Source organism: Desulfofundulus thermosubterraneus DSM 16057 (assembly GCF_900142025.1).
Classification (GTDB): domain Bacteria; phylum Bacillota; class Desulfotomaculia; order Desulfotomaculales; family Desulfovirgulaceae; genus Desulfofundulus; species Desulfofundulus thermosubterraneus.
Genome location: NZ_FQZM01000028.1, coordinates 25,208 through 47,340 on the forward strand (window position 1 = coordinate 25,208; position 22,133 = coordinate 47,340).

A 22,133-nucleotide genomic window follows, 5' to 3' on the forward strand; every position below is an offset into this window, starting at 1 on the left:
TTAAACACGACAGGTATGACTGACCCGGCAACCGTTACACCGGTCGGAAAGGGCGAATTCCGTCTCCTGATCCAGGGGAGACATGGCCCGCAGCCTTTCCACAATCGACGGCATGACCTCCAGGAAGTAATCGATATCTTCTTCCGTATTATCCCTGCCCAGGGTTAGACGGATGGAACCGTGGGCCACTTCGTGGGGGATCCCCATGGCCAGCAAAACGTGGGACGGCTCCAGGGAACCGGAAGTGCAGGCCGAGCCGCTGGAAGCGGCAATGCCCTGCAGATCCAGGCTCAAAAGCATGGATTCGCCTTCAATAAACTCAAAACAGAAACTGGCATGGTTGGGGAGACGTTTGGTGGGATGGCCCGTAAGACGCACGTGGCTTATTTTTTCCGTCACCTCACGAATGAGCCTGTCCCGCAACCTGGTGAGGTAAGCCGCCTCCTGCTCCATATTGGCCATGGCCAGCTCCGCTGCCTTGCCCAGGCCGATAATTCCGGGAGTATTCTCCGTCCCCGCCCGGCGCAGCCGTTCCTGGGCGCCGCCATGGAAGAGGGTCTGTCTCCAGCGGGTACCTTTACGGATGTAAAGGGCACCAATGCCTTTGGGGCCATAAATCTTATGCCCCGAAATAGTCAGCAGGTCCACGTTTAATTCATCGACATTGACAGGAATTTTACCAAAACTCTGCACCGCATCGGTATGGAACAAAATGCCCCTTTCCCTGGCCAGGCGACCGATTTCGGCAATGGGCATGATGGTACCCACTTCGTTGTTGGCGTGCATAATGGTAATTAAAATGGTCTTGTCGGTAATGGCCGCGGCCACGTCTTCCACGCTGACCATGCCGTACTGGTCCACCGGCAAAATGGTAACGGTAAATCCCTGCTTGCCCAGGGCTTTCACGGTATTGAGGACGGCGTGGTGCTCCACGGCGGAAGTGATAATGTGGTTGCCCCGGTTGCGGTTGGTATAGGCCACTCCGTGAATGGCCATGTTATCGGCTTCCGTACCGCCGCTGGTAAAAACAATTTCGGCTGGATTGGCACCAATGGCCGCGGCCACCTTTTCCCTGGCTTCTTCCACCGCCTTCCGGGCCTTCTGGCCAAAGTGGTGCAGGCTGGTGGGATTGCCGAAATTATCTTTTAAAAAGCGGCACATTTCCTCCACCACTTCCGGGTGTACGGGAGTGGTGGCACTATGGTCGAAGTAAACTCTACGGGTCATACAGCGTCCAGCCTCCTCTATTGTGGTCAAAGCTCTTGGTTTGATGGATTTTTGCGGCTTCGCGGCACATATCGGCCAGGCTGATGGAGTCCAGCACCCCGGCGATACTGTCCCGTACCCGGGCCCAAACCATACGGCTAATGCAGTAGTCAGCCTGGTCGCATTCTTTTGGATCCACTTCCTTCACGCATTCCACGGGCGCAATAGGTCCCTCCAGGGCCCGGATTATCTCACCCACCGTAATCTTCCCCGGTTCCCGGGCCAGGATATACCCCCCCTGGGCTCCCCTGACACTTTTGACCAAACCGGCCTTGCGTAACCTGGCAATCAGCTGCTCCAGATAATGCTCGGAAAGGTTTTGTCTTTCGGCCACACTCTTTAAAGGTATGGGTTCCGTCCCGTAATGTTGAGCCAGATCAAACATGGCCTTGAGACCGTAATGGCCCCTGGTGGACAGGCGCAAACCGTCACCTCCCCCGGGTTATGAATCCATGTTCAATTCATACTAAATTACTCGGATTTCATAAGATGATTTTAACATACCACACCGAGCGGTGTCAATAAAAACCGAGCAAAATACTAAGAATTACTCTTTCTCCTCCCCTTGCCCGGAAGGCTCATAAAACACCTTGCCCGCCAATTCCGGGGGAAGGTACTGCTGAGGCACATGGTGGCCGGGGTAGTCGTGGGGGTACTTGTAGCCCTTCCCGTGGCCCAGGGCGGCGGCACCGGGGTAGCTGGCATCCCGCAGGTGAACGGGCACCGGGTGGGATCTCTCCCTTTCCACCACGGCCATGGCCCGGTCAATGGCCCGGATCACCGAATTGCTCTTGGGCGCCCTGGCGATATAGAGGGCGGCTTCGGCCATAATAATGCGGGCCTCCGGCAGTCCCACCCGCTCCACGGCCTGGGCCGCAGCGGTGGCCACCAGGAGGGCCCGGGGGTCGGCCAGGCCCACATCCTCGGCGGCATGGATCATCATCCGCCGGCAAATAAAGGCGGGATCTTCCCCGGCATAAATAAGGCGGGCCAGCCAGTAGACGGTGGCCTGGGGATCGGAACCCCGCATACTCTTGATGAAGGCGGAAACCACATCGTAATGCTCATCTTCCCGGTCGTATTTGAGCACCAGGCGCCCCGAGGCCTGTTCGGCCACCGCCAGATCAATGCGCCGTACCCCCTCCCCGTCGGGGGGAGTGGTGAGCACCGCCATTTCCAAAAAGTTCAGGGCCGCCCGGGCATCACCGTTGGCCGTCCGGACGAAATGCCGCAATGCTTCCGGATCAATCTCCACCCGGTACTCCCCGAGGCCCCGTTCCTTATCGGCAAGCGCCCGCTGCAGGATGCGGTAAATGGCTTCATCGGAAAGAGGTTCCAGGCGGTAGAGCTGTGAACGGCTTAACAGGGGACGGTTGACGGTAAACATGGGGTTTTCCGTGGTGGACCCGATCAAGGTAATTAAGCCGTTTTCCACCGAGGGGAGGAGGGCGTCCTGCTGGGCCTTGTTGAAGCGGTGAATTTCATCTATAAACAGGATTGTTTTTTGACCGTAATAGGCCCGCCGGTCCCTTGCCTCCTGGACCACCCGGCGGATATCGTTTACCCCGGCCATGACCGCGTTGAGACTGACGAAATGCGCCCGGGTCATGCGGGCGATGATACGGGCCAGGGTGGTTTTCCCCGTCCCCGGCGGGCCCCAAAGGATGATGGAACGCAGCTGGTCGGCTTCGATGGCCCGGCGCAAGGGCGTGCCCTTGCCCACAACGGCAGCCTGCTCTTCAAACTCATCCAGGGTGGTGGGACGCATCCGCTCGGCCAGGGGAGCCTCCCGCTCCAGCGTGTGCTCCAGGGACCGGGTGAACAGGTTGTCCATTCAAAACTCACCTCTAACTAGATTATACTAAAAAACCGCCGGCCAAAGAGTTCTAAGGCAATAAAGCACATGGTTTCAATGTGCTCCGGACCAGTTTACTTGATTAACAGATAAATGTTCCTGGAACAACAGGGGCATTACTATGGTAAAGCGGCTCCCCTGGCCGGGCCGGCTTTCCACTGAAATGCGCCCCCCGTGAGCTTCCACGATCTCTTTGGCCAGGGGAAGACCCAGTCCGAAGCCCCTGACCTGGCCGCGCGACGGGTCTGCCCGGTAAAAACGGTCGAATATTCTAGGTAAATCTCTCTCGTCGATACCCGGCCCGGTATCAGTAATGGAGATAGCGGCTTCATTTTGAGCCCTATTGATGGTCACAATTAGAGTTACTTCGCCACCGGGCCGGTTATACTTGATGGCATTGTCCACCAGTGCCCACAGGGCGCGGCGAAGGTAATCTTCGTCGGCAGCCACCACCGCCCGCTCCACGGGACCCAGCTTCACCGATACATCGTGAGACAACGTCCTGGCCTCCTGTACCGTTTCTTCGGCCAGTTCGTCCAGGGCTACCGGTGCAGGATCAAGAGATGGCCCAGCCTGCATGCGGGCCAGAAGCAACAGGTCATTGACCAGCCTCTCCATAACCCCTACCGCTTTAGCCATGGCCTGGACGGATTCCTCCACCACCGCCGGGTCATCCTTTCCCCACCGGTTCAGCAAATCAGTATAACTCTTAACCACCGTCAGGGGCGTACGTAGATCATGGGAGGCTGCAGCCACAAACTCCTGCTGACTGCGAAACCCCTGCTCCAGCCTGTCCAGCATTTGATTAAAGGTTTCCGCCAGGGTATACAGCTCATCCCTTGGACCGCACAACTTGATTCGGCGGCTGAGGTCAGTTGTGCTGATCTGCCTGGCTGTTCTGATCAGACCATGCACCGGTCTTAAAGCTGCCCGCGTAATTACCCATCCCCCGACCACGGCCAGCCCCAGCCCCCCCAGGGCCAGCAATCCGAGAACCCCGGCCAGTATCTCCAGAAATATTTTCTCCCTACCCAGCGGACGGGCCACCTGAACCAGTGCACCACCCGTTAGATGTGCTCCGGCCAGGATTACTTTTTGTCCGTTCAACTCGGTCAGGACGGGTGGACCGACATAACCCGGAGCCAGAACAACATCCCTCAAAGCCCTTGAACTGTTCAATACCCGCCCGTCCGGAGTAGTGATTTGCACCCAGAGTATACCGTTATCGGCTGAAGCCGTTAATTCCGGGTCATCCAGGTCCACATGATTATAATTGTCGTTTTCATTATAATTGCCGTTTTCCTGTTCGGGATTGGTCATATTCTGGATTCTTACCACGGTCGCCTGCACTTCCCGAATCGCTTCTGTGAAGAGCAGGTAACGCATCACCCAGAACACAGCCATGCCGCAGATAATTAAGATAGCCATTAAAATTCCGGCGTACCAGAAAGTGAGCCGCCAGGTAATGGAGCGCACTTTATTTTTCCTCCCGCAGCGTGTAACCCACCCCGCGCACGGTGTGCAACAACCGAGTGGGAAAGGGTTCATCTATTTTAGCCCGCAGATAACGTACGTAAACGTCCACAACATTGGTATTTCCGCAATAATCATACCCCCAGACCCGGTTTAAAATGGTCTCCCGGCTCAAAACGAGTCCGGCATTCTCGGCCAAGTAGGCCAGCAGGTCAAACTCCCGCCTGGTCAGGGGAATGATCTGGCCGCTTCTGGTTACCTGTCGCGTACCCCGGCGGATGACCAGGTCGCCTATGACCAGTTTGTCCCCCTCCTGCCGTGCTGTACCCGCACGGCGCAGCCTTGCCCGGATCCTGGCCAGCAGTTCCTCCACCGCGAAGGGCTTGGTAATGTAATCATCTGCTCCTGTATCCAGACCCTTCACTTTGTCCAGCGTGGCATCCCGGGCCGTAAGCATGATGATGGGTACGTCCGTCTGTTCCCGAATCCGGCGGCAAACCTCAAAACCGTCCAATCCCGGCAACATCAGATCCAGAAGAACCAGGTCCCATCCTGTCTCACCGATCCTGCCCAGAGCCTCATAGCCGTTTTGGGCCGTTTCCACCTGGTAGCCCTCGTGGTTCAGTTCCAGTTGAAGAAAACGGGCCAGACTGGCCTCATCTTCCACCACCAGGATGCGCGGTTTAACCTTCTCTTCCATGGCATAATCACCCCGATTATTCTACCAGTAAAAGATTAAAGAATCCTTAGAACCAATTCTAATCCATTTTTAAGATAAGTTTAATGGATTTCCAATATAAAGGGGTTAAATTGTTTACAGACCGGAAAATGATTCTGGTAATAAAAAGAAAGGAGGGAATAGGTCATGGCCGGCGCACCAGGTGGATAAAAAGGACTTCAACAAGAGGAACAGGAAGCAAAACAATAACAGAAGGGCCATAACTATTAATTATTTTCAGGGGGAATTCCAGATGAATAAGAAATTAATGGCTTACCTGGCTTCCGGCATCCTGCTCCTGGGAGCAGCCGCCGGCCTGGGCACCTATCAGGCCCGGACGGCGCAGGCGGCAACTACGGCGGTTCAAGCCACCGCACCGGCAGCCGCCGCAACTCAAATAGACACCCGGCAACAGCAGCAGCAACGGGATTTACAAAATCCGTCCTATACCTCCTCCATCCGCACGGCAAATCAACAGAACACCGGCGAAGAAAAGGGCCAGGACAACGAAGCGGCGGAAAGCAGTTCCCTGCAGTCGCTGGCAAAAATCACCCCTGCACAGGCCAGGGCCAGCGCTTTACAGGCGGTACCCGGCAAAGTAATCAAGGTATCCCTGGACAATGAAAACGGCAATGTGGTATACAGCGTGGAAGTACAAACGGCAAAAGGGCTTGTTGATGTAAAGGTGGACGCAGGCAACGGCAAAGTCCTGGCCCAGGACAGCGAGCAAAACCAAAACGACGGACCTGACAGCGAGCAAGACGACGGACCTGACAATGATAATATTCAATTAGAACAGTAAAATCAGAACCTTATTTTCCCCTAACTATGAGCGGCACCCCGCATTTACAAGGGGTGCCGCTTCTTCGCAAAACACCCGTCGTGAAGGTGAAAGAATGTTTTATTCTCGCCGACCTTGCCTGTAAAGTCAATTTAGCCTAAGATACAGTAAAGAAGGTGTGATTTACCCATGCGGCGAAAGTATATCCACCGCACAGAAACCATGACGGCGGTAGACGGACGTGTGGCAATGCTGGGGGGAACGGGCATCCGCCCCCTGCGCGGATTATTGCTGGCCGGCCTCTTAACCCTGTTTTTCTGCAAACTGGCAGAAGATGTGGCTTCCCATGAATTATACGCCTTCGATGCAACGTCCCCTCACACACCACCGGACACGCGAGTCCGTATCCAGCGGTTTACCAGGCTTGACGAAGGACTTTCATCGCTGTCGGCCATGCTTACGGGTGTACGCAAACAAAACGCCGGCATCCAAGCCGGCGCCAACCAGTCAGTTGAACGGCCATGTTTAGCTGGCCTTCTTGATCAGGGTTAAAAAGTCTCCGCCCAGTTTGGTCACACTGCAGATCTTGCTCTTCCCTTCGGTGGAGACGTCAACCAGGCCCAGGGCATAGAGCTGCATGACCACGTGGTCTAAAACGGCCCTTTTTACCTTTGCCGTAAGGGAAAGTTCCTCCTTGTTCATGCTGCCCTGTTCCATCAGGGCAATCAGGACCCTTTCCGCTTCAGTAGGCAGACGTTCACTCACCTTCTGAAAGTATTCCACCAGACTGATTCCCGTCACAAATCTCACCTCCCTTTGAAATCCCCGACCTTGCTAATAGTATGGTCATTTCTTTAACGAGATAATACGGTTTAGGCAAAAAATCTTGAAAAAAATAAAAACATGCCGCACGGTTTTTGGTGAGAAAAACAGCAAAGCACGTTCGTTGCCGAACGTGCCCTCATTTTTAGCACCGTGGAATTACGAGATTTTATAAGTGCTTGTCGAGTATGGCCTTGATTTCCTTTTTGGTTTTGAAGCCAATGGAACGCTCTATTTCCTGGCCGTTCTTAAAGACGATCAAAGTGGGGATGCTGATAACTTTATAGTCTGCCGGTGTTTTCTGGTTTTCATCTACGTTAAGCTTGGCTACCTGTACCTTGCCTGCATACTCCGCAGCTATTTCCTCCACCACCGGGGCAATCATCTTACACGGGCCGCACCACTCAGCCCAGAAGTCCACCAGTACGGGAACCTGGGCTGCTGTCACAAACTCTCTGAAAGTAGCGTCAGTTAAGGTATGAATATTCTCGCTGACCACACCTTTCTCCCCTTTCCCAGATAAACTGTAATCCCCCTCACTCTCCCACAGGGACAACTGACTACCTTCTAATTATAATACCCGCCAAAAGCACCTGTCAATTCGTTACCCTGTATACCCGTTACAGCTCAAGAGACTGCGTACGACCAGCCCGGCCAGGATGAATCCGGCGACCGGCGGCACAAAGGAAATGCTCCCCGGCACCGCAGGGCTTTCACCCCCGGACCCGCACCGCCCGGGAGGCTCCGTGGAAAAAACCACCGTTACCCCAGAAGTGATGCCCAGCTGGCGCAAGCGACGCCGGACTACCCGGGCCAGGGGACAAACGGCGGTTTGGGAAATATCCGCCACCCTAAAGGCAGCAGGGTCAAGCTTATTGCCCGTCCCCATACTGGAAACCACGGGAATATTCCTATGAACACAGCTGGCAATGAGATCAACTTTGGCGGGGACATCGTCAATGGCATCAACCACATAATCGGGAGCAGGATTGAAAAACTGCTCCGCCAGTCCGGGTAAATAGCGCTCCACCCTTGCTTCGACCCGGATGTCCGGGTTAATGAGCTTCGCCCGTTCCGCCATTAACAGGGCCTTGGGTTCTCCCACGGTAGAGATCAGGGCATGAAGCTGGCGGTTTATGTTGCTGGGGCAAACCCGGTCAAAATCCACCAGCACCAGATTCCCCACCCCGGCCCGGGCCAGGGCCTCGGCGGCGTGGGAACCCACCCCGCCCAGGCCGAAAACGACCACCCGGCTCCCGGCCAGTATTTGAAGTCCCCTTTCCCCGATTAGCAGCTCCGTGCGTGAAAAACGCCCTTCCACCGCACACCTCCGGAACATGAGAAAAGGCTTCCGGCCTCAGGACCGGAAACCTTTGCGAGTAACGTTACAGAAACCCCACTAATGCCGTGAACCCTCAAGTTTCTTGAACCCGGTCTCACAAAGTGGGTGCCCTCCTGGCTGCTTTTTGTGTCCTCTTGAGCGAGGCATACAAGCCACAGCCAGAGGCCGGGCTCCCTTTGTACAGGTGTTGGCTCAAAACTTCAAGGAGTCCACGTACATAGCAGGGTAATTGCCTTTGCAGCTATTATGTTAACACAAACCGCAGCCCTTGGCAAGTGCCTTGTGCCTTTTGTTATTTTGCTTTTACCTCCGGCGGCAGGTGGACCCGGATATGCAGGTCCTTCAACTGCTCCGGGGAAACCTCTCCGGGCGCCTGGGTCATCAGGTCGGTGGCGCTTTGGGTTTTGGGGAAGGCAATCACGTCCCGGATGGTTTTCTTTCCGGCCATGAGCATGACCAACCGGTCGAAACCAAAGGCGATGCCACCGTGGGGAGGCGTACCGTATTCAAAGGCTTCCAGCATAAACCCGAACTTTTCCCGGGCCTCTTCGGAGCCCAGGCCGATGGCGGCGAACATCCTCTCTTGCACGTCCCGGCGGTGAATACGGATGCTGCCCCCACCCACCTCCATACCATTTAGAACCAGGTCGTAGGCCCGGGCACGCACCCGTCCCGGCTCCGTCTCCAGGAGGGGGATATCCTCTTCCCGGGGGGAAGTGAAGGGGTGATGGACGGCGACGAAACGTTTTTCCTCCTCGTCGTATTCCAGGAGGGGAAAATCCACCACCCAGAGGAAGTTAAAGGTATCCTCGGGGATCAGTTCCAGGCGCCGGGCCAGTTGCAGGCGTAACGCCCCCAGGGAAGCGGCCACCACCGCCGGCTGATCCGCCACGAAAAGCAGCAGGTCCCCCGGTTCGGCTTCCAAACGTTTTAAGATGGCCTCAATTTCCTCACCGGTAAAAAACTTGGCAATAGGTGATTTTACGCCTTCCGGGGTAACAAAAAAGTAAGCCAGACCCCGGGCACGGTAATTGGCCACAAAGGCGGTTAGATCGTCAATATCCTTGCGGCTGAAATGAGCGCAGCCTTTGGCGTTAATTCCCTTCACCCGACCGCCGGCCGCTACCGCCGAGGCAAAAACCTTGAAGCCGCACCCGGCCACGATGTCGGTAACGTCCCTCAATTCCATCCCGAAGCGCGTGTCGGGCTTGTCGGTGCCAAAGCGATCCATGGCTTCCTGATAGGACAGCCGGGGAAACGGCCGGGGCACCTCCACCCCGATGGTTTCCCGGAACAGGTAAGCCATCATTTCTTCCATCAGTTCAAGAACATCGTCCACATCCACAAAGGACATCTCAATGTCGATCTGGGTGAACTCGGGCTGGCGGTCGGCCCGCAAATCTTCGTCCCGGAAACAGCGGGTGATCTGAAAATACCGCTCCATGCCGGCCACCATCAGGATCTGCTTGAAAAGCTGGGGGGACTGGGGAAGGGCATAAAAGCGCCCCGGGTTTAAACGGCTGGGTACCAGGAAATCCCGGGCCCCCTCGGGAGTGCTCCGGGTAAGCATGGGAGTTTCAATCTCCAGAAAACCATGCTTATCCAGAAAATCCCGCACCACCTTGGCCGCCCGGTGCCTTAAAATGAGAGCCCGCTGCATTTCCGGCCGTCTCAGATCCAGGTAACGGTAGCGCAGCCGCACGTTTTCATCCACATCCACCCCGTCCTCAATGTAAAAGGGCGGGGTTTTGGCCGGGTTTAAAATGCGCATGTCCCTGGCCACCACCTCGATTTCACCGGTGGCAAGGTTTGGGTTTTCCGTGCCGGCAGGGCGGGCCTCCACCTGCCCGACCACGGCCAGGACGTACTCACTGCGCACGGCCTCAGCTTTTGAAAAAGCCCGGCCGGCCCGGTCGGGGCTGAAGACCACCTGCACCAGGCCGGAACGGTCCCGCAGGTCAATAAAGATCAGGCCCCCGTGGTCCCGGCGGCGCTGTACCCAGCCCATCAACACCACCGGCTGGCCCACGTGTTCGGTACGCAGCAGACCACAGTGGTGGGTACGTTTTAGCCCTTGCATCGTCTCGATCATGCCACCATACTCCCCTTTGGTTATACTATAACTTGACTTCAGAACAACGTTGTTTGATCTCTTCCGCCAGGCGGTCCAGGGGCACCTCTTCCTGGTTGCCCGTGGCCATATCCCGCAGGGAGACCACTCCGTGCGCAAGCTCGTCGCTTCCCAGGATGGCCACCAGACCAACCTCCAGTTTGCCGGCATATTTCATCTGGGCCTTTAAGCTCCGCCCCAGGTAATCCCTGTCGGCCGCCAGCCCTTCCCGCCGCAGTTTCTGAACCAGGACCAGAGCCCGGTCCCGGGCCGCCTCGTCGGCCGTAGCCAGGAAAACGTCCAGTTTCGGGGGCCGGGGAAATACGACACCCTGCTGCTCCATGGTGAGCAGGATGCGCTCCAGGCCCAGGGCAAAGCCAATCCCGGGGACGTCGGGGCCGCCGCATTCTTCCACCAGGCCGTTATAGCGCCCCCCGCCGCCAATGGAGTTCTGGGCTCCAATGCCCCGGGCGATAATCTCAAAAGCCGTATGGGTATAGTAGTCCAGCCCACGCACCAGGCTGCAGTCCACCGTGTAGGCAACCCCCAGATTGTCCAGGTGCTTTAACACCGCCTGAAAATGATCGCCGCACCCCGGGCAGAGATGGTCCAAAGAAGTGGGAGCTCCCCGCCCCGCCTCACGGCATCGTTCCTCCTTGCAGTCCAGGATGCGCAGGGGATTGCGCTCCAGGCGATCCCGGCAATGGGGACACAGCCTGTCCAGCCGGGCCCGGAAAAAATCCTGCAGTTTTTCCCGCAGCACCGGCCGGCAGCGGGGGCAACCCACACTGTTGATATGCAGTTCCAGATCCTTTAAACCCAACCGGGCATAAAGGTCCATGGCCATGGCCACCACCTCGGCATCCAGCGCCGGGTCGTGGGAGCCCAGAACTTCCACCCCGAGCTGGTGGAACTGGCGGTAACGCCCCGCCTGGGGGCGGTCATAGCGAAACATGGGGCCGGTGTAGTAGAGCTTCACCGGTTGGGGGCCGGCATATAGTTTGTTTTCCAGGTAGGCCCGGACAACCGCGGCGGTGCCCTCGGGCCTTAAAGTGATACTGCGTCCCCCCCGGTCCCGGAAGGTGTACATTTCCTTCTGAACAATATCGGTGGTCTCACCCACACCCCGCTCGAAAAGCTCCGTATGCTCGAAAATGGGCGTGCGGATCTCCGAATACCCGTACTCCCGGCAGAGACGGCGGATCACCTGCTCCAGATACTGCCATTTCTCTACCTCACCGGGTAGTATATCGCTGGTTCCCCGGGGTCGGGTGGTCAACATGGCTTTCCCTCCCAAACACTATGTTTTGCTTAAAACCAAAAACAGAATAAACTCCCGCCCGGACGGGACGGGAGCATTTCCCGCAACTTTCTGCCCTTCATTGTATGCAAAAGGAAAAGTTTTGTCAACTTTATTCAAGGCGATCCATTAATTCGTTCATGGCCCGGGTATACTGATCTGTAACATCATAGGTCAAAAATTTTGTTGCACCTCGCAGTTGCCGCAATTCCGGATGTTCGGGCAGCACGCTCGCCAGAGGCAGCCCTAAATCGGCAGCCGCTTCCTCGGGGGATTCATCCACCACGGAAGGCATGCGGTTATACACCAGCTGAAAATGATCTGTCTTCACGCCGGCTTCCCGCAGGCGCTCCAGAACTTCAGCCACATGCTGAATGTGATAGTGATAGCCGTCTTCCACCAGAAGAACGACATCCACCATGGATAAAATACGCAAAATGTACTCCCGGACGCCGGAACGGGTATCAAAAATAACCACTTCATAGGGCATGTTTCTCAAGTGGGTGACCACCACTTCCACCATTCCCGCCGCCTGTCCGGGAAAATCCACGGGGCTGGTGGCCAGAACGTCCAGCCCGGTATAGTGGCGCTGGATATAAGAAGTTATCTCCTCCGGAGAAAAACGCAGTTCAAAATAGGGCTGGCCGCCTTTTATCCGCCTGTCAATTTGTTGGAGCCACTGACCCAGGTTTGGCTCGGGTGATAGTCCCAGAGCCCGGGTCACCTGGCCTTCCCCCAAAACCATATCCACCAGCAGGGTTTTCTTCCCCCGCAGGTGAAAAGCCCCGGCCAGTTCCCGGGCCACCACGGTTTTGCCGCTTCCTTCCCTGGCACCGTACACGGCAATCATTTTTTGCGCCAACGAACGCACCCCCGAAAAAATTCTCTTAGAGTGTATTTTTCTCCCACTATATTTAAAAATCCTGCCTTACGCGTCATTTAAACCTAAAACCCACTCCCGTAGCACCCGGCGGTCCACCCGGCCGTCCCCGGTCAGGGGAATGGATTCTTTGACTTCAAACTCCCGGGGGGCGGCGTGGGCCGCCAGGCCCGTCTTGACAAACTCACGCAGTTCCGCGGCCAGCGCGTCCGACCAGGTATAACCGGGATTGAGGACAATAAAGGCTTTGACGATTTCCCCCCGCAATTTGTCGGGCTTTCCGGCCACCCCGGCCCGGGCTACCGCCGGGTGTTCCTCCAGTTTACTTTCCACCTCCGCGGGGCCTACCCGCTCACCGGAGGTATTGATTACACCGTCCAGGCGTCCCTGGAAATAGAAGTAGCCATCTTCATCCCTGTAGGCGGCGTCACCGGAAATAAACCAGGGTTGGTGACGGAAATATTCTTCGTAGCGCGCCGGGTCGTTCCACACCGCCCGGAACTGGGCCGGCCAACCGGCACGAATGGCCAGGTTACCGATCTTGCCCGGGGGCAACTCGCGGCCTTCATCGTCCACCACGGCCGCTTCAATCCCCGGGAAGGGAAGGCCAATGGAACCCAGCTTAATGGGCATGCAGCGGTAATTGCAAATCATGTTCATACCCGTCTCGCTCATCCACCAGGTGTCATAGATGGGCTGCCCCAGCCTGGCCAGGCTCCATTCCATGACCTCTTCCGTGAGGGGTTCACCCACACTCAAAATGTGGCGCAAGTGGCTTAAGTCGTACCGGGACAAGAGCTCGTCGCCGCCGGACATGATCATGCGGAAGGCCGTGGGGGCGCTGTACCACACCGACACCCGGTATTTGGCCAGGGTGGCGCACCAGTCTTCGGCATTAAACCGTCCTCCCCGCACCACCACCGGAATCCCCAGCAACCAGGGAGCCAGGAAACCGTAGGCGATGCCGGTGATCCAGCCCGGATCCGCGGTACACCAGTAAACGTCGCCGGGCCGCAGGTCGTGCACCCAGCGGGCGGTGATCAAGAGGCCGACCATGATGTTGTGCACGTGGACCAGTCCCCGGGCCTTGCCGTCGGCTCCGGAAGCATACAGGATAAATAAAGGATGCTCCCGGCCCACCCATTCCATGGGGGGCGTTTCCGTGACCAGGGACATCTCCTTGTGCCAGCCCACCGCACCGGCCGGGACGTTTTCCCCCACCACAAAAACGTACTTTAAAGCCGGCAGTTGTGCCAGGGGCAGGCGGGGGTAAAGTTCGGAAGTGGTTACCACGGCCACCGCCCCGCAGTCCCCCAGGCGGTCCTTCAGGGCTTCGGCCATAAAGGCTTCAAAGAGGGGCACAACCACCACGCCCAGCCGGGCGGCCCCCAAAAAGCTGATATAGAGCTCCGGACTGCGGGGCATAAAAATACCCAGCCGGTCACCCTTTTGCAGGCCGTATTTTTGTAAAACCGCGGCAAACCGGGCGGCCTCGCCCTGCAGGCGGCCGAAGGTATACTCTTCCTGCCTTTCTCCCGATTCAAAATACAGGGCTACCTGCCGGCCGCCCCCCTCCTCCACATGGCGGTCTACGGCTTCATAAACGATATTCACCCTTCCAGTAGCATGCCAGCTGAACTCCCTCTCAACACTTTGAAAATCAAACTCTTCCCTGGCCCGAGCATAGTTCTTCAGGTTGTGTTCCCCCGGCAGGGCGGGAATAACTTGCACAAGTATCTCCCCCTTATACCTGTGTTTTTCCTGATCAAGGAATTTTTCTTCCCGATTTTGAAATTTTCCTGCTTATCTAAATATGAAAAATTATTTATCGCATTTGTCGAAAACTGCAAGTTATTTCGTAATATTCCGACAAGAGCAGGATCGGAGGGGCTAATAGAGAAGTGATTAAGAAAAAAAAGATAGAAAGGAGGGGTAAGAACATGGATACTGTCCAAACGGGAATTGAAGGACTGGACGAACTTTTTTACGGTGGCATTTTAAGGGGAAACATGGTACTTATCGACGGCCCCCCGGGAGCCGGCAAGACCACCTTCGGGATAGAATTTATTCACCGGGGGATTACGCAGTTCAACGAAAACGGCCTGGTAATCACCTGCGAGCAATTTCCGGAATCCATCTACCGGGACGCTCTCAATTTCGGCTGGCACCTGCGGGCACTGGAAAGGACCAACAGGCTACGGGTGGTTTGCACTTCGCCGGAACTGCTGCTGGATGTACATCTGAACATGATTGAAGAATTGGCCGGGGAAACAGGAGCCAGGCGGGTTGTGGTGGACAGCATCAGCCATTTGCGCAACGCCTGCTGCGACCCCCTCGCCCTGCGCCAGGCTATTTACAGTTTCTGCAACGGGCTGCGTCGCCTGGGTCTGACCGCCTTCCTCATCAAAGAAAGAGAGACGGGTCAGGAAGGCAGCCACAACTTTGAGGAATACGTGGTGGACACGGTTATTTACCTGCACAACCGCGACAACTGGCGCAAGCAGCGCACGCTGGAAGTGATCAAGTCCAGGGGGCAGGAACATATTCCCGGCAGGCATACCTTCAAAATCACTTCAACTGGAATCAGGGTTTTCACCTTAAGGGAATTGTCCCGGGCCTGTCCCTTCGCTGCAGAAGGGAACCGGCTCCCCACAGGGGTGGGCGGCCTGGATGAAATAACGGGTGGCGGCCTGCCGCCGGCAACCTCCGTGGTCGTATGCGGGAGCTCGGGTACGGGAAAAACGGTACTGGGGCTGCAGTTCCTGGTAGAGGGGGCAAGGAAGTACAAGGATAACGGCCTTTACTTTTCCCTCGAGGAAACACCGGCCAGGATTTTTGCCACCGCAAAAAGCTTCGGCTGGGATCTACATACCCTGCACCGGATGAAAAAGGTGCAGGTGGTTTACAAATCAATACTGGAAATGGACATTGACGAGATGATTGTGGAAATGGGAAAACTGGTGCAGTCGACGGGGGCCCGGCGGCTGGTAATCGACTCCCTGGCCGGACTGCTGGACCGCTTGCAGGACCCGGTACTCATTAAGGAAAGAATTTATTACCTCGTCAGGCAGCTAAACGGATTAGGATGCACCAGTCTCATTTTGTTCCCGTCCCTGGAAAGCAACACTATCAGCTCTGTGCTGGAATCCACGACACAGGGAGTAATCCTGCTAAAATCCGCCCTTTATTACAACCGCCGCCTGAGACACCTGGAGGTTTACAAATTACGGGGAGTAAACCATGCCACGGGCAACCACCTCATGGAAATCACCGCGTCCGGCATCCAGGTTTTCCCCCGCATAGGAGGTTGGTAAGGTGTATCCGGCTTACTTTGGTGTGGAAGGATTGGACCAGACCCTGGAAAAGGGGCTGAGCTACGGTTCCCAGATCATGGTATTGGGAGATACCGGTGTAGGCAAATCCGTCCTGGCGGGAGAATTTATCAAAGAAGGGCTCAGGTGCGGCGACACCTGCATTTACGTGGCTTTTGACGAACCACCGGCGGTAATGCGCAGGCACCTCCTCAGCTTCAAGGTGGGCACCCGGATTTACGAACAGCTGAACCGCCTGGTGTTTGTGGACGCCTACGAAGAGGAAGAAAGTTCCGAGGCCTACTGCCTTTATGACCAGCGCAGCCTGGACAAGTATTTCGCCCTGGAAAAGTCAATTATCCGTCAATTTGCCGGACGGCGGCTGCGTCTGGTGGTGGACAGCCTGAGCACGCTGCTGACCACCATAGAATGCAACGAAATTGTGGAGTTTCACCGCAGCCGGTTGAAATGGCTCAGAAGACAGGGGGTCCTCACCATGGACATCTTTGTAAGCGGGGTTCTGGCGGAACGCTTGATTACGGTCACCAGCCATCTGTACAACGTGATTCTGAAAATGAACTTCAGCGGTTCCCCCATGCACCCGGGCCGGATGCTGCAGGTGGGCAAAATCAGGAGCCAGCGTTTTGTGGCCAACCAGTACCCTTTTGTTATCGACCCCGTCTTTGGTATCCTGGTATTCACTAATATGGAGGTGGGAACATGAGCCAGGACTTTGCCATAAAAGTAATTGGTTACATGTACGAAAGCATAATGGAAACCATGAGCCGTCTCCCTTTCAGCGGGCGTTACTGGATGGAGGAGATCGTGCAGGGCACCGCCCTTCGTGTCCTGGACGAGCACAGCAGCGAGCTGGAAATCACCTCGGACAAACCCATAGACATATGCACCGGCTACCTGCATTTGCTGGATAACAAGGGATTCCTCAAAGCGTCGGATTATCACCTCCGGCAGGAAGGCGAGGAAATTCACGTACAGGTTAACTTCTCCAGGTGTGTTTACCGCGATTTCTGCGTTCAGGTACAGGATAAAGAAATTCCCCTGTACTGCATAAGGATGAATGCCCTGCGGGCCGTCCTTAAAAAGTTCCTGGAGCTGGACTATACCTATTCCATTCATGTTTCTCAACAAGAAAACCTTTGCCACGGCAGACTCTTTCCCAACCCCCTTCCCCGCGGTGAAATTGTCATCCGGGAGGGAGATGTGCTGAAAATCGCGGGAGACCGGGCCATGCTACTGCCCATGGCCACCTATGCTTCGATTCTGGGATCCATCAAGGAACACGCGCCCCACGTGCTGGTACACGTGCTTTATGACGCCGGGTTCCAGTCCGGCCTGAGGCTGGCCCGCCGGGCCAGGAAAATGTATCCTGCAGCCGGTGAGTGCCTGAATATCCTCCTGGATGAGTTAAAGCAACACGGCCTGGGGCGCATGGAACTGGTTTCCCTGGAACCCGGTGCCGGCAGGGCACTCATCCGTTGCCACGACTCGTTCCAGGTGGACTCCATAAAGAAATACGGAGAACTATACCGTACCCCCAGGGTGGTCTGCGATCTCCTGCGGGGCACTTTCGCCGCTTTCCTGACTGAATTGCTTCAACAGAATATTTTCTGTGAGGAAATTCAATGCCAGTCAATGGGAAATTCCTGCTGCGAGTTCCTGACTTTGCCGGTTGAAACCCAGTTGAGCAGGGGTGAGGAGGTTTGAAAAGGCCTCCCACCGAGCAGCAGGTCGATCCAATCCTCCTGAGTATGGTGCGCATTGAACTGCTGGCATTTTTTCAGGCAAACCCCTATACCCGGGACACCATTGAAGGCCTGGCCAGACGATTGCACCGTCCTCTCCCGGCGGTATCCCTGGCGGCATCCTCCCTGGCCGCCCTGGGTATACTTGTTGGTCACCAGGGTTCAGGTACAACCATCTACCGCCTGAAACATGGTGAATTCATCACCCTTAATGCGGGGGAAAACACAAAAAATGAGTGTTTCTCCAGCGACCCCTCGGCTCAAGCCCACCAGAGTCAAGGCTGATGAAAGCTTCTTCCATTAAATCATACTCCGGGAGCAGAAGAGGTCAAAGGCCAGCTCATTTTAAGGAGGATAAAACCATGTTTTCCCCTGATTTCATCTGGGACAACCTCCCCGCCGGGCTGCTCGTTATCGATCACCAGGCCAGGATCAGAATTTTCAACCGCACCCTGGCCAACCGTACCGGCCTTCATGCGGAACAGATGATCGGGCAACGGTACCCGGAAATTTATCCTGGTTCCAATAAATTAAAACTTCTAGAGACCCTTTACACCGGCAAAGTTTACGATCAGATCCGGGCCGAGGAGGTTCTCCCGGTACCCCACACAAGCATTCTCGCGGCAAGCTGCCGGCCCATAATTACTGCCGGCGACACCATTACCGGAGCGCTGGCCCTGTTCGTGGATAACGCCCGCTGCAAGGAAATGCAGCAGGCGGTAATGAAAGCAGAAAAGCTGGCCATTATGGGCCAGCTGGCCGCGCAGGTGATGCATGAAGTAAAAAACCCGCTGACCACCGTGAAAGGATTCCTCCAGCTGCTAAAAGAAAGGCAGAATTATCCCAACCAGCAGGAATACCTTGATATCATGCTGGAAGCCATAGATCACGCCAATAACATTATTGCCGATTTCCTGCACCTGGCCCGGCCCGGGTACTCCTGCCGGAAACGTTACGCCCCCGAGAAACTGCTTTCCGAGGTTTCCATGCTCATGGAAAGCGAAGCTGCTCTCAGGAATATTTCAATCAAAACGGTTATCCCTGAAAACCTGCCCCCGGTATGGATTGATCCCGAACAAATGAAGCAGGTGCTTGTCAACATTATTAAAAACTCGCTGGAAGCCATGCCCGAAGGCGGTGAGGTAACCATTAAAACCCACTGCCGTGCCCGGGAGCTTTTCATTGCCATTTCCGACACGGGGACCGGTATGGATGAACTTGTCCTCGAGAACATCTTCGAGCCCTTTTTTACCACTAAAACATCCGGCACCGGCCTGGGCCTGTTCATCGCCAAACAGATAGTACATAATCACAAGGGTGATATAATGGTGGAAAGCATACCGGGAAAGGGTACCACCATAACCATCACCCTTCCCCTACCGCAGCGGGAGGAGGAACATCAAAATTACACTGGCATCCACCCCGGGACCCATCCTTTTTTTACCTGAGGGAAACGAAAAAGTGAAGGCCGGAAAATTTCCGGCCGTTTGTTTACCACCTTCCGTTCAGGAAGGGGTTATATCTGGCTTCTTCACCAATAGTGGAGGCCGGCCCGTGGCCGGGCAGCACTTTGGTTTCCGGCGGGTAGCACAGGAGTTTTTCTTTAATCGATTGGATCAGCTGCTGGTGGCTGCCCCCCGGAAAGTCGGAACGGCCCACCGAACCGGCAAAAAGGGTGTCCCCGGTAATCAGGCTGTCCCCCACCTCCAGGCATATGCCGCCGGGAGTGTGGCCGGGAGTATGTATAACCCGCAGGGTTTGCTTCCCTACGTTAACCGTATCTCCGTCCTCTAAAAGGCGGTCTGCCGGGGGATAGCTGATGGACAGGCCCATATAGAGGGAAAGGTTGCTGCCGGCGCTGGTAAGCATGTGGGCATCATCCCGGTGGATGAGCACCTCGGCCCCCGTAGCCTCTTTAACCTGTCCCAGGGCACCGATGTGATCCACGTGGCCGTGGGTTAAAATGATATAGCGGCATTTCAGGTCCAATTGTTCCAGGCGGCGTAAAATGCGGCCCCCCTCGGCCCCGGGATCCACCACGGCAGCTTCTTTGGTTTCCGGGCAACCGATGATGTAACAGTTGGCTTCCATAGACCCTACGGGAAAACCTTCTAAAATCAAAAAGCATACCCCCTCGTTTTCTTGAATAGCGTCGCTCCACTAGAATTCCTTCTTGCTATCTAGGAGCAGGGTCACCGGACCGTCGTTGATGATCTCCACCTGCATGTAGGCACCAAAGACGCCGGTGACCACGGCCAGGCCCTCTTCCCGCAGCAGGCGGATAAAAAGCTCGTAGAGCTCCCGGGCCTGTTCCGGCTTGGCGGCCCGGTCAAAACCGGGCCGCCTGCCCTGCCGGCAGTCGCCGTAAAGGGTGAACTGGGAGACCACCAGCACTTCACCCCCGGTGTCCAGCACCGAGCGGTTCATTTTGCCCCGTTCGTCCTCAAAAATGCGTAAACGGGCCACTTTTTGCGCCAGGTAACGGGCATCACCGGCGTCATCTTCCCGCTCGACTCCCAGCAGCACCACCAATCCGGGCCCGGTAACCGCCACCCGCTCCCCATCAACTGTAACTGAACCCCTCGTTACCCGCTGCACTACCGCCCGCATGATCAATCCCTCTTTTAGTTGTAGTAAACTATAACAACGGGAAATAATCGTTGTCAAGCATTCATCCGTCTCCACGCTCTACACCTGCCGGAAGGGGAAAATGGCCGGTATGGTACGCAAAGCCGCGCTCCCCTTTTCAACGTACGAACTTTCCCAGAAGCGCCTGCAGCAAACCTCTTCTGCCGGTTCGCACCTTCCCGGCCGCCTCCACAGGAATGGCACGACCCTCCAGCACCCGCCGGGAGTTGTCCACCAGCTTTCGGGCTGCGTCAGCCCCCAGCCGACGTTCCACTTCCGCAAGGGCGGGGGAGAGCACGGGAGTACGTCCGGTGGAGGAATGGGCATCGGAAGCCACAAAGTGGGCCAGGCCGTGCTCCAGAAAATAAAAGGCCGCCCTGGCCGCTTCCCGCCCGAACATCCCGGTCAGGCTGCCCGCGGTAACCTGGGCCGGCACCCCCCGGGAAACCAGGGTCCGCAGCAGATCCGGACGGCGGCAGAAAGATACGTTCCTTTCCGGGTGGGCAATGATGGGCGTAATCCCCTGGAGCTGCAGTTCGTAGAGCACCCGCTCCGTATAGGGGGGTACGAAAGCGGCCGTCAGTTCCACCAGCAGGTAGCGGCCCCCGTCGTTCAAGGTGAGCAGATCCCCCCGGGCCAGGCTGTCCGGCAGATCCGGTTCCAGGAGGTACTCGGCACCAGGTAAAATTTTTAAGGGAATCTCATATTTATTCAACTGGCCGTTCAACTGCTCCACGGCGCTGAGAATCGCCTCCCGGCCCGTGCGGTAACGGCTCCCGTCAACGTGGGGCGTGGCCACCAGGGAAACAATCCCGTCCTCCACCGCCAGCCAGGCCATGGACAAAGCCTCGCCCAAATCCGGTGCACCGTCGTCAAGACCGGGCAAAATATGCGCATGCAGGTCAATCATAAAAACCTACCTCCGGCACTGGGTGAACAACAAGTCCCATCTCCATAACCTTCCGGGTGACGCCGGTACCCCTCCCAGGCCGTGCGGACGATGGTTTCCAGGTCGCCGTAGCTGGGCCGCCAGCTCAGCACATTTCTCGCATTTTTGATTCCTCCTCGTAACCTAAAATCAATCACTACTGTTCAATTGTAAGCCCTTTTTACTGACAGTATATCATATAAGCCACAAACGCATCCATTTATTTACTTGTCCGAACTTTTATGTAATAGAAATCGCTTCCCTCCTGCCCGGTGGCCCCGGGAAAGGTTGTCCAGAACTGTCACCTTATAACCCGCCTGGAGCAGTTCCTTTATCGTGTGGCTGCCGATATAACCGGCCCCGCCGGTAACCAGAGCGCGCATAAAAAGCCTCCTCTACGCCTGCAGGTTTTTGCTTTTTTTCTTGCTTCTCACGTATTCCAGGGCCAATTCCCAGTACTCAGCCAGGGTTTGCTTTTCTTCTCCGGTAAGGTCTGAAACCTGCCCCAGAAGGCCGGCAAAAAGGGGGTCGATAGCCACCACCTGCAGTTTTTCATCCAGCACCTTTTCGTCCCCACTAAAGCTAGGTTGGTCGACACGCCCCAGAAGATAGTCCGTGGACACACCGAAAAAATCCGCCAGACGTATCAAAAACTGGTAATCCGGCAAACGTTTATTTTTTTCGTACATGGCTATGGTGCTCTGCCCCACACCCAGCAGGCGGGCAAGCTCCGCCTGGGAAAGCCCCTTTTGCTGGCGCAAAAATGCCAGCCTCTCACCAAACAATGGCACAGATGACGACCCCCTGCCAACAGCATGAATTTCCTGTGATGCAAAAGGTTTTTCCCTGAACCGTACAAACAAAGAAAAGAAAAAGGCCAAAACCACAAACCCCGCCAGGTCCACCAGCACGTCCACCGCCCGGCCGGTGCGGCCGGGAACAAAAGTCTGATGCCA

Annotated in this window: 23 protein-coding genes, 1 other RNA gene and 1 pseudogene; 7 read left to right on the forward strand and 18 right to left on the reverse strand. The window is 56.1% G+C overall.

Annotated features, from left to right (window positions below):
- The 5 genes from nifS to BUA65_RS11250 form a co-directional block, all read right to left on the reverse strand.
- Positions 1–1,227, reverse strand: coding sequence for a cysteine desulfurase NifS (nifS, locus tag BUA65_RS11230; protein WP_072869721.1), 1,227 nt, complete (start codon positions 1,225–1,227; stop codon positions 1–3).
- On the reverse strand, positions 1,217–1,690 hold the full coding sequence (locus tag BUA65_RS11235; protein WP_072869723.1) for an RrF2 family transcriptional regulator: 474 nt from the start codon (positions 1,688–1,690) through the stop codon (positions 1,217–1,219). The genes nifS and BUA65_RS11235 overlap by 11 nt, the downstream gene beginning before the upstream one ends.
- A gap of 123 nt (positions 1,691–1,813) precedes the next feature.
- Positions 1,814–3,100, reverse strand: a complete 1,287-nt coding sequence (locus BUA65_RS11240; protein ID WP_072869724.1) for a replication-associated recombination protein A — start codon at positions 3,098–3,100, stop codon at positions 1,814–1,816.
- Positions 3,101–3,175: 75 nt separating this feature from the next.
- A complete protein-coding gene (locus BUA65_RS11245) occupies positions 3,176–4,597 on the reverse strand; it encodes a sensor histidine kinase (protein WP_072869726.1) in 1,422 nt (473 codons plus the stop codon).
- A gap of 1 nt (position 4,598) precedes the next feature.
- Entirely contained in the window at positions 4,599–5,294 is a 696-nt protein-coding gene (locus BUA65_RS11250) for a response regulator transcription factor (RefSeq protein ID WP_072869728.1), read from the reverse strand.
- A gap of 271 nt (positions 5,295–5,565) precedes the next feature.
- On the opposite strand from BUA65_RS11250, the gene BUA65_RS11255 reads away from it, so the two are divergent.
- A complete protein-coding gene (locus BUA65_RS11255) occupies positions 5,566–6,114 on the forward strand; it encodes a PepSY domain-containing protein (RefSeq protein WP_072869762.1) in 549 nt (182 codons plus the stop codon).
- A gap of 168 nt (positions 6,115–6,282) precedes the next feature.
- Positions 6,283–6,645, forward strand: a complete 363-nt coding sequence (locus tag BUA65_RS11260; protein ID WP_072869730.1) for a hypothetical protein — start codon at positions 6,283–6,285, stop codon at positions 6,643–6,645.
- Here BUA65_RS11260 and BUA65_RS11265 read toward each other — a convergent pair.
- The 8 genes from BUA65_RS11265 to acsA all read right to left on the reverse strand — a co-directional run bounded on the left by BUA65_RS11265 (position 6,619) and on the right by acsA (position 14,278).
- A complete protein-coding gene (locus BUA65_RS11265) occupies positions 6,619–6,894 on the reverse strand; it encodes a transcriptional regulator (RefSeq protein ID WP_013823117.1) in 276 nt (91 codons plus the stop codon). The two genes, BUA65_RS11260 and BUA65_RS11265, sit on opposite strands and share 27 nt — an antisense overlap.
- Positions 6,895–7,084: 190 nt before the next feature.
- Positions 7,085–7,414: a thioredoxin gene (trxA, locus tag BUA65_RS11270; protein WP_072869764.1), complete on the reverse strand. Its 330-nt coding sequence runs from the start codon at positions 7,412–7,414 to the stop codon at positions 7,085–7,087.
- Positions 7,415–7,519: 105 nt separating this feature from the next.
- Positions 7,520–8,236, reverse strand: coding sequence for a tRNA threonylcarbamoyladenosine dehydratase (locus tag BUA65_RS11275; RefSeq protein WP_207543891.1), 717 nt, complete (start codon positions 8,234–8,236; stop codon positions 7,520–7,522).
- A 68-nt stretch (positions 8,237–8,304) separates the two neighbouring features.
- Positions 8,305–8,487: non-coding RNA, 6S RNA (gene ssrS / locus BUA65_RS11280), on the reverse strand.
- 62 nt (positions 8,488–8,549) lie between these two features.
- Positions 8,550–10,349: an aspartate--tRNA ligase gene (aspS, locus tag BUA65_RS11285; RefSeq protein ID WP_072869733.1), complete on the reverse strand. Its 1,800-nt coding sequence runs from the start codon at positions 10,347–10,349 to the stop codon at positions 8,550–8,552.
- Between the two features lie 25 nt (positions 10,350–10,374).
- A complete protein-coding gene (gene hisS / locus BUA65_RS11290) occupies positions 10,375–11,649 on the reverse strand; it encodes a histidine--tRNA ligase (protein WP_072869735.1) in 1,275 nt (424 codons plus the stop codon).
- A gap of 130 nt (positions 11,650–11,779) precedes the next feature.
- Positions 11,780–12,529, reverse strand: a complete 750-nt coding sequence (locus tag BUA65_RS11295) for a CpaE/TadZ family protein (RefSeq protein WP_072869736.1) — start codon at positions 12,527–12,529, stop codon at positions 11,780–11,782.
- Positions 12,530–12,595: 66 nt separating this feature from the next.
- Positions 12,596–14,278, reverse strand: a complete 1,683-nt coding sequence (gene acsA, locus BUA65_RS11300) for an acetate--CoA ligase (RefSeq protein ID WP_341349618.1) — start codon at positions 14,276–14,278, stop codon at positions 12,596–12,598.
- 209 nt (positions 14,279–14,487) lie between these two features.
- Here acsA and BUA65_RS11310 point away from each other — a divergent pair, with 209 nt between their 5' ends.
- The 5 genes from BUA65_RS11310 (at position 14,488) to BUA65_RS11330 (ending at position 19,069) form a co-directional block, all read left to right on the forward strand.
- Complete coding sequence (locus tag BUA65_RS11310; RefSeq protein ID WP_072869766.1) at positions 14,488–15,861, forward strand: ATPase domain-containing protein; 1,374 nt, start codon at positions 14,488–14,490, stop codon at positions 15,859–15,861.
- 1 nt (position 15,862) lies between these two features.
- The gene (locus tag BUA65_RS11315; protein ID WP_072869747.1) at positions 15,863–16,582 is read left to right on the forward strand and encodes an RAD55 family ATPase; all 720 of its coding nucleotides are present in this window, start codon (positions 15,863–15,865) and stop codon (positions 16,580–16,582) included.
- The gene (locus BUA65_RS11320; RefSeq protein ID WP_072869749.1) at positions 16,579–17,583 is read left to right on the forward strand and encodes a V4R domain-containing protein; all 1,005 of its coding nucleotides are present in this window, start codon (positions 16,579–16,581) and stop codon (positions 17,581–17,583) included. The genes BUA65_RS11315 and BUA65_RS11320 overlap by 4 nt, the downstream gene beginning before the upstream one ends.
- A complete protein-coding gene (locus tag BUA65_RS18590; RefSeq protein WP_072869751.1) occupies positions 17,580–17,906 on the forward strand; it encodes a hypothetical protein in 327 nt (108 codons plus the stop codon). Before BUA65_RS11320 ends, BUA65_RS18590 begins: the two co-directional genes overlap by 4 nt.
- Positions 17,907–17,983: 77 nt before the next feature.
- On the forward strand, positions 17,984–19,069 hold the full coding sequence (locus tag BUA65_RS11330) for a two-component system sensor histidine kinase NtrB (RefSeq protein WP_072869753.1): 1,086 nt from the start codon (positions 17,984–17,986) through the stop codon (positions 19,067–19,069).
- Positions 19,070–19,112: 43 nt separating this feature from the next.
- Here the strand turns inward: BUA65_RS11330 and BUA65_RS11335 are convergent, their stop codons facing one another.
- The 5 genes and pseudogenes from BUA65_RS11335 to BUA65_RS11355 all read right to left on the reverse strand — a co-directional run.
- On the reverse strand, positions 19,113–19,742 hold the full coding sequence (locus tag BUA65_RS11335; protein ID WP_072869754.1) for an MBL fold metallo-hydrolase: 630 nt from the start codon (positions 19,740–19,742) through the stop codon (positions 19,113–19,115).
- 39 nt (positions 19,743–19,781) lie between these two features.
- The gene (dtd, locus tag BUA65_RS11340) at positions 19,782–20,231 is read right to left on the reverse strand and encodes a D-aminoacyl-tRNA deacylase (RefSeq protein ID WP_072869756.1); all 450 of its coding nucleotides are present in this window, start codon (positions 20,229–20,231) and stop codon (positions 19,782–19,784) included.
- Between the two features lie 136 nt (positions 20,232–20,367).
- Positions 20,368–21,159 carry a tyrosine-protein phosphatase gene (locus BUA65_RS11345; protein WP_072869758.1) on the reverse strand — a complete coding sequence of 264 codons (792 nt, stop codon included), beginning with the start codon at positions 21,157–21,159 and terminating at the stop codon, positions 20,368–20,370.
- Positions 21,160–21,443: 284 nt separating this feature from the next.
- Positions 21,444–21,560 (reverse strand): annotated as a pseudogene (locus tag BUA65_RS11350) (NAD-dependent epimerase/dehydratase family protein); the annotation flags it as partial.
- 12 nt (positions 21,561–21,572) lie between these two features.
- Positions 21,573–22,133: helix-turn-helix transcriptional regulator (locus BUA65_RS11355; RefSeq protein ID WP_207543892.1), on the reverse strand; the 561-nt coding region annotated here is incomplete at its 5' end.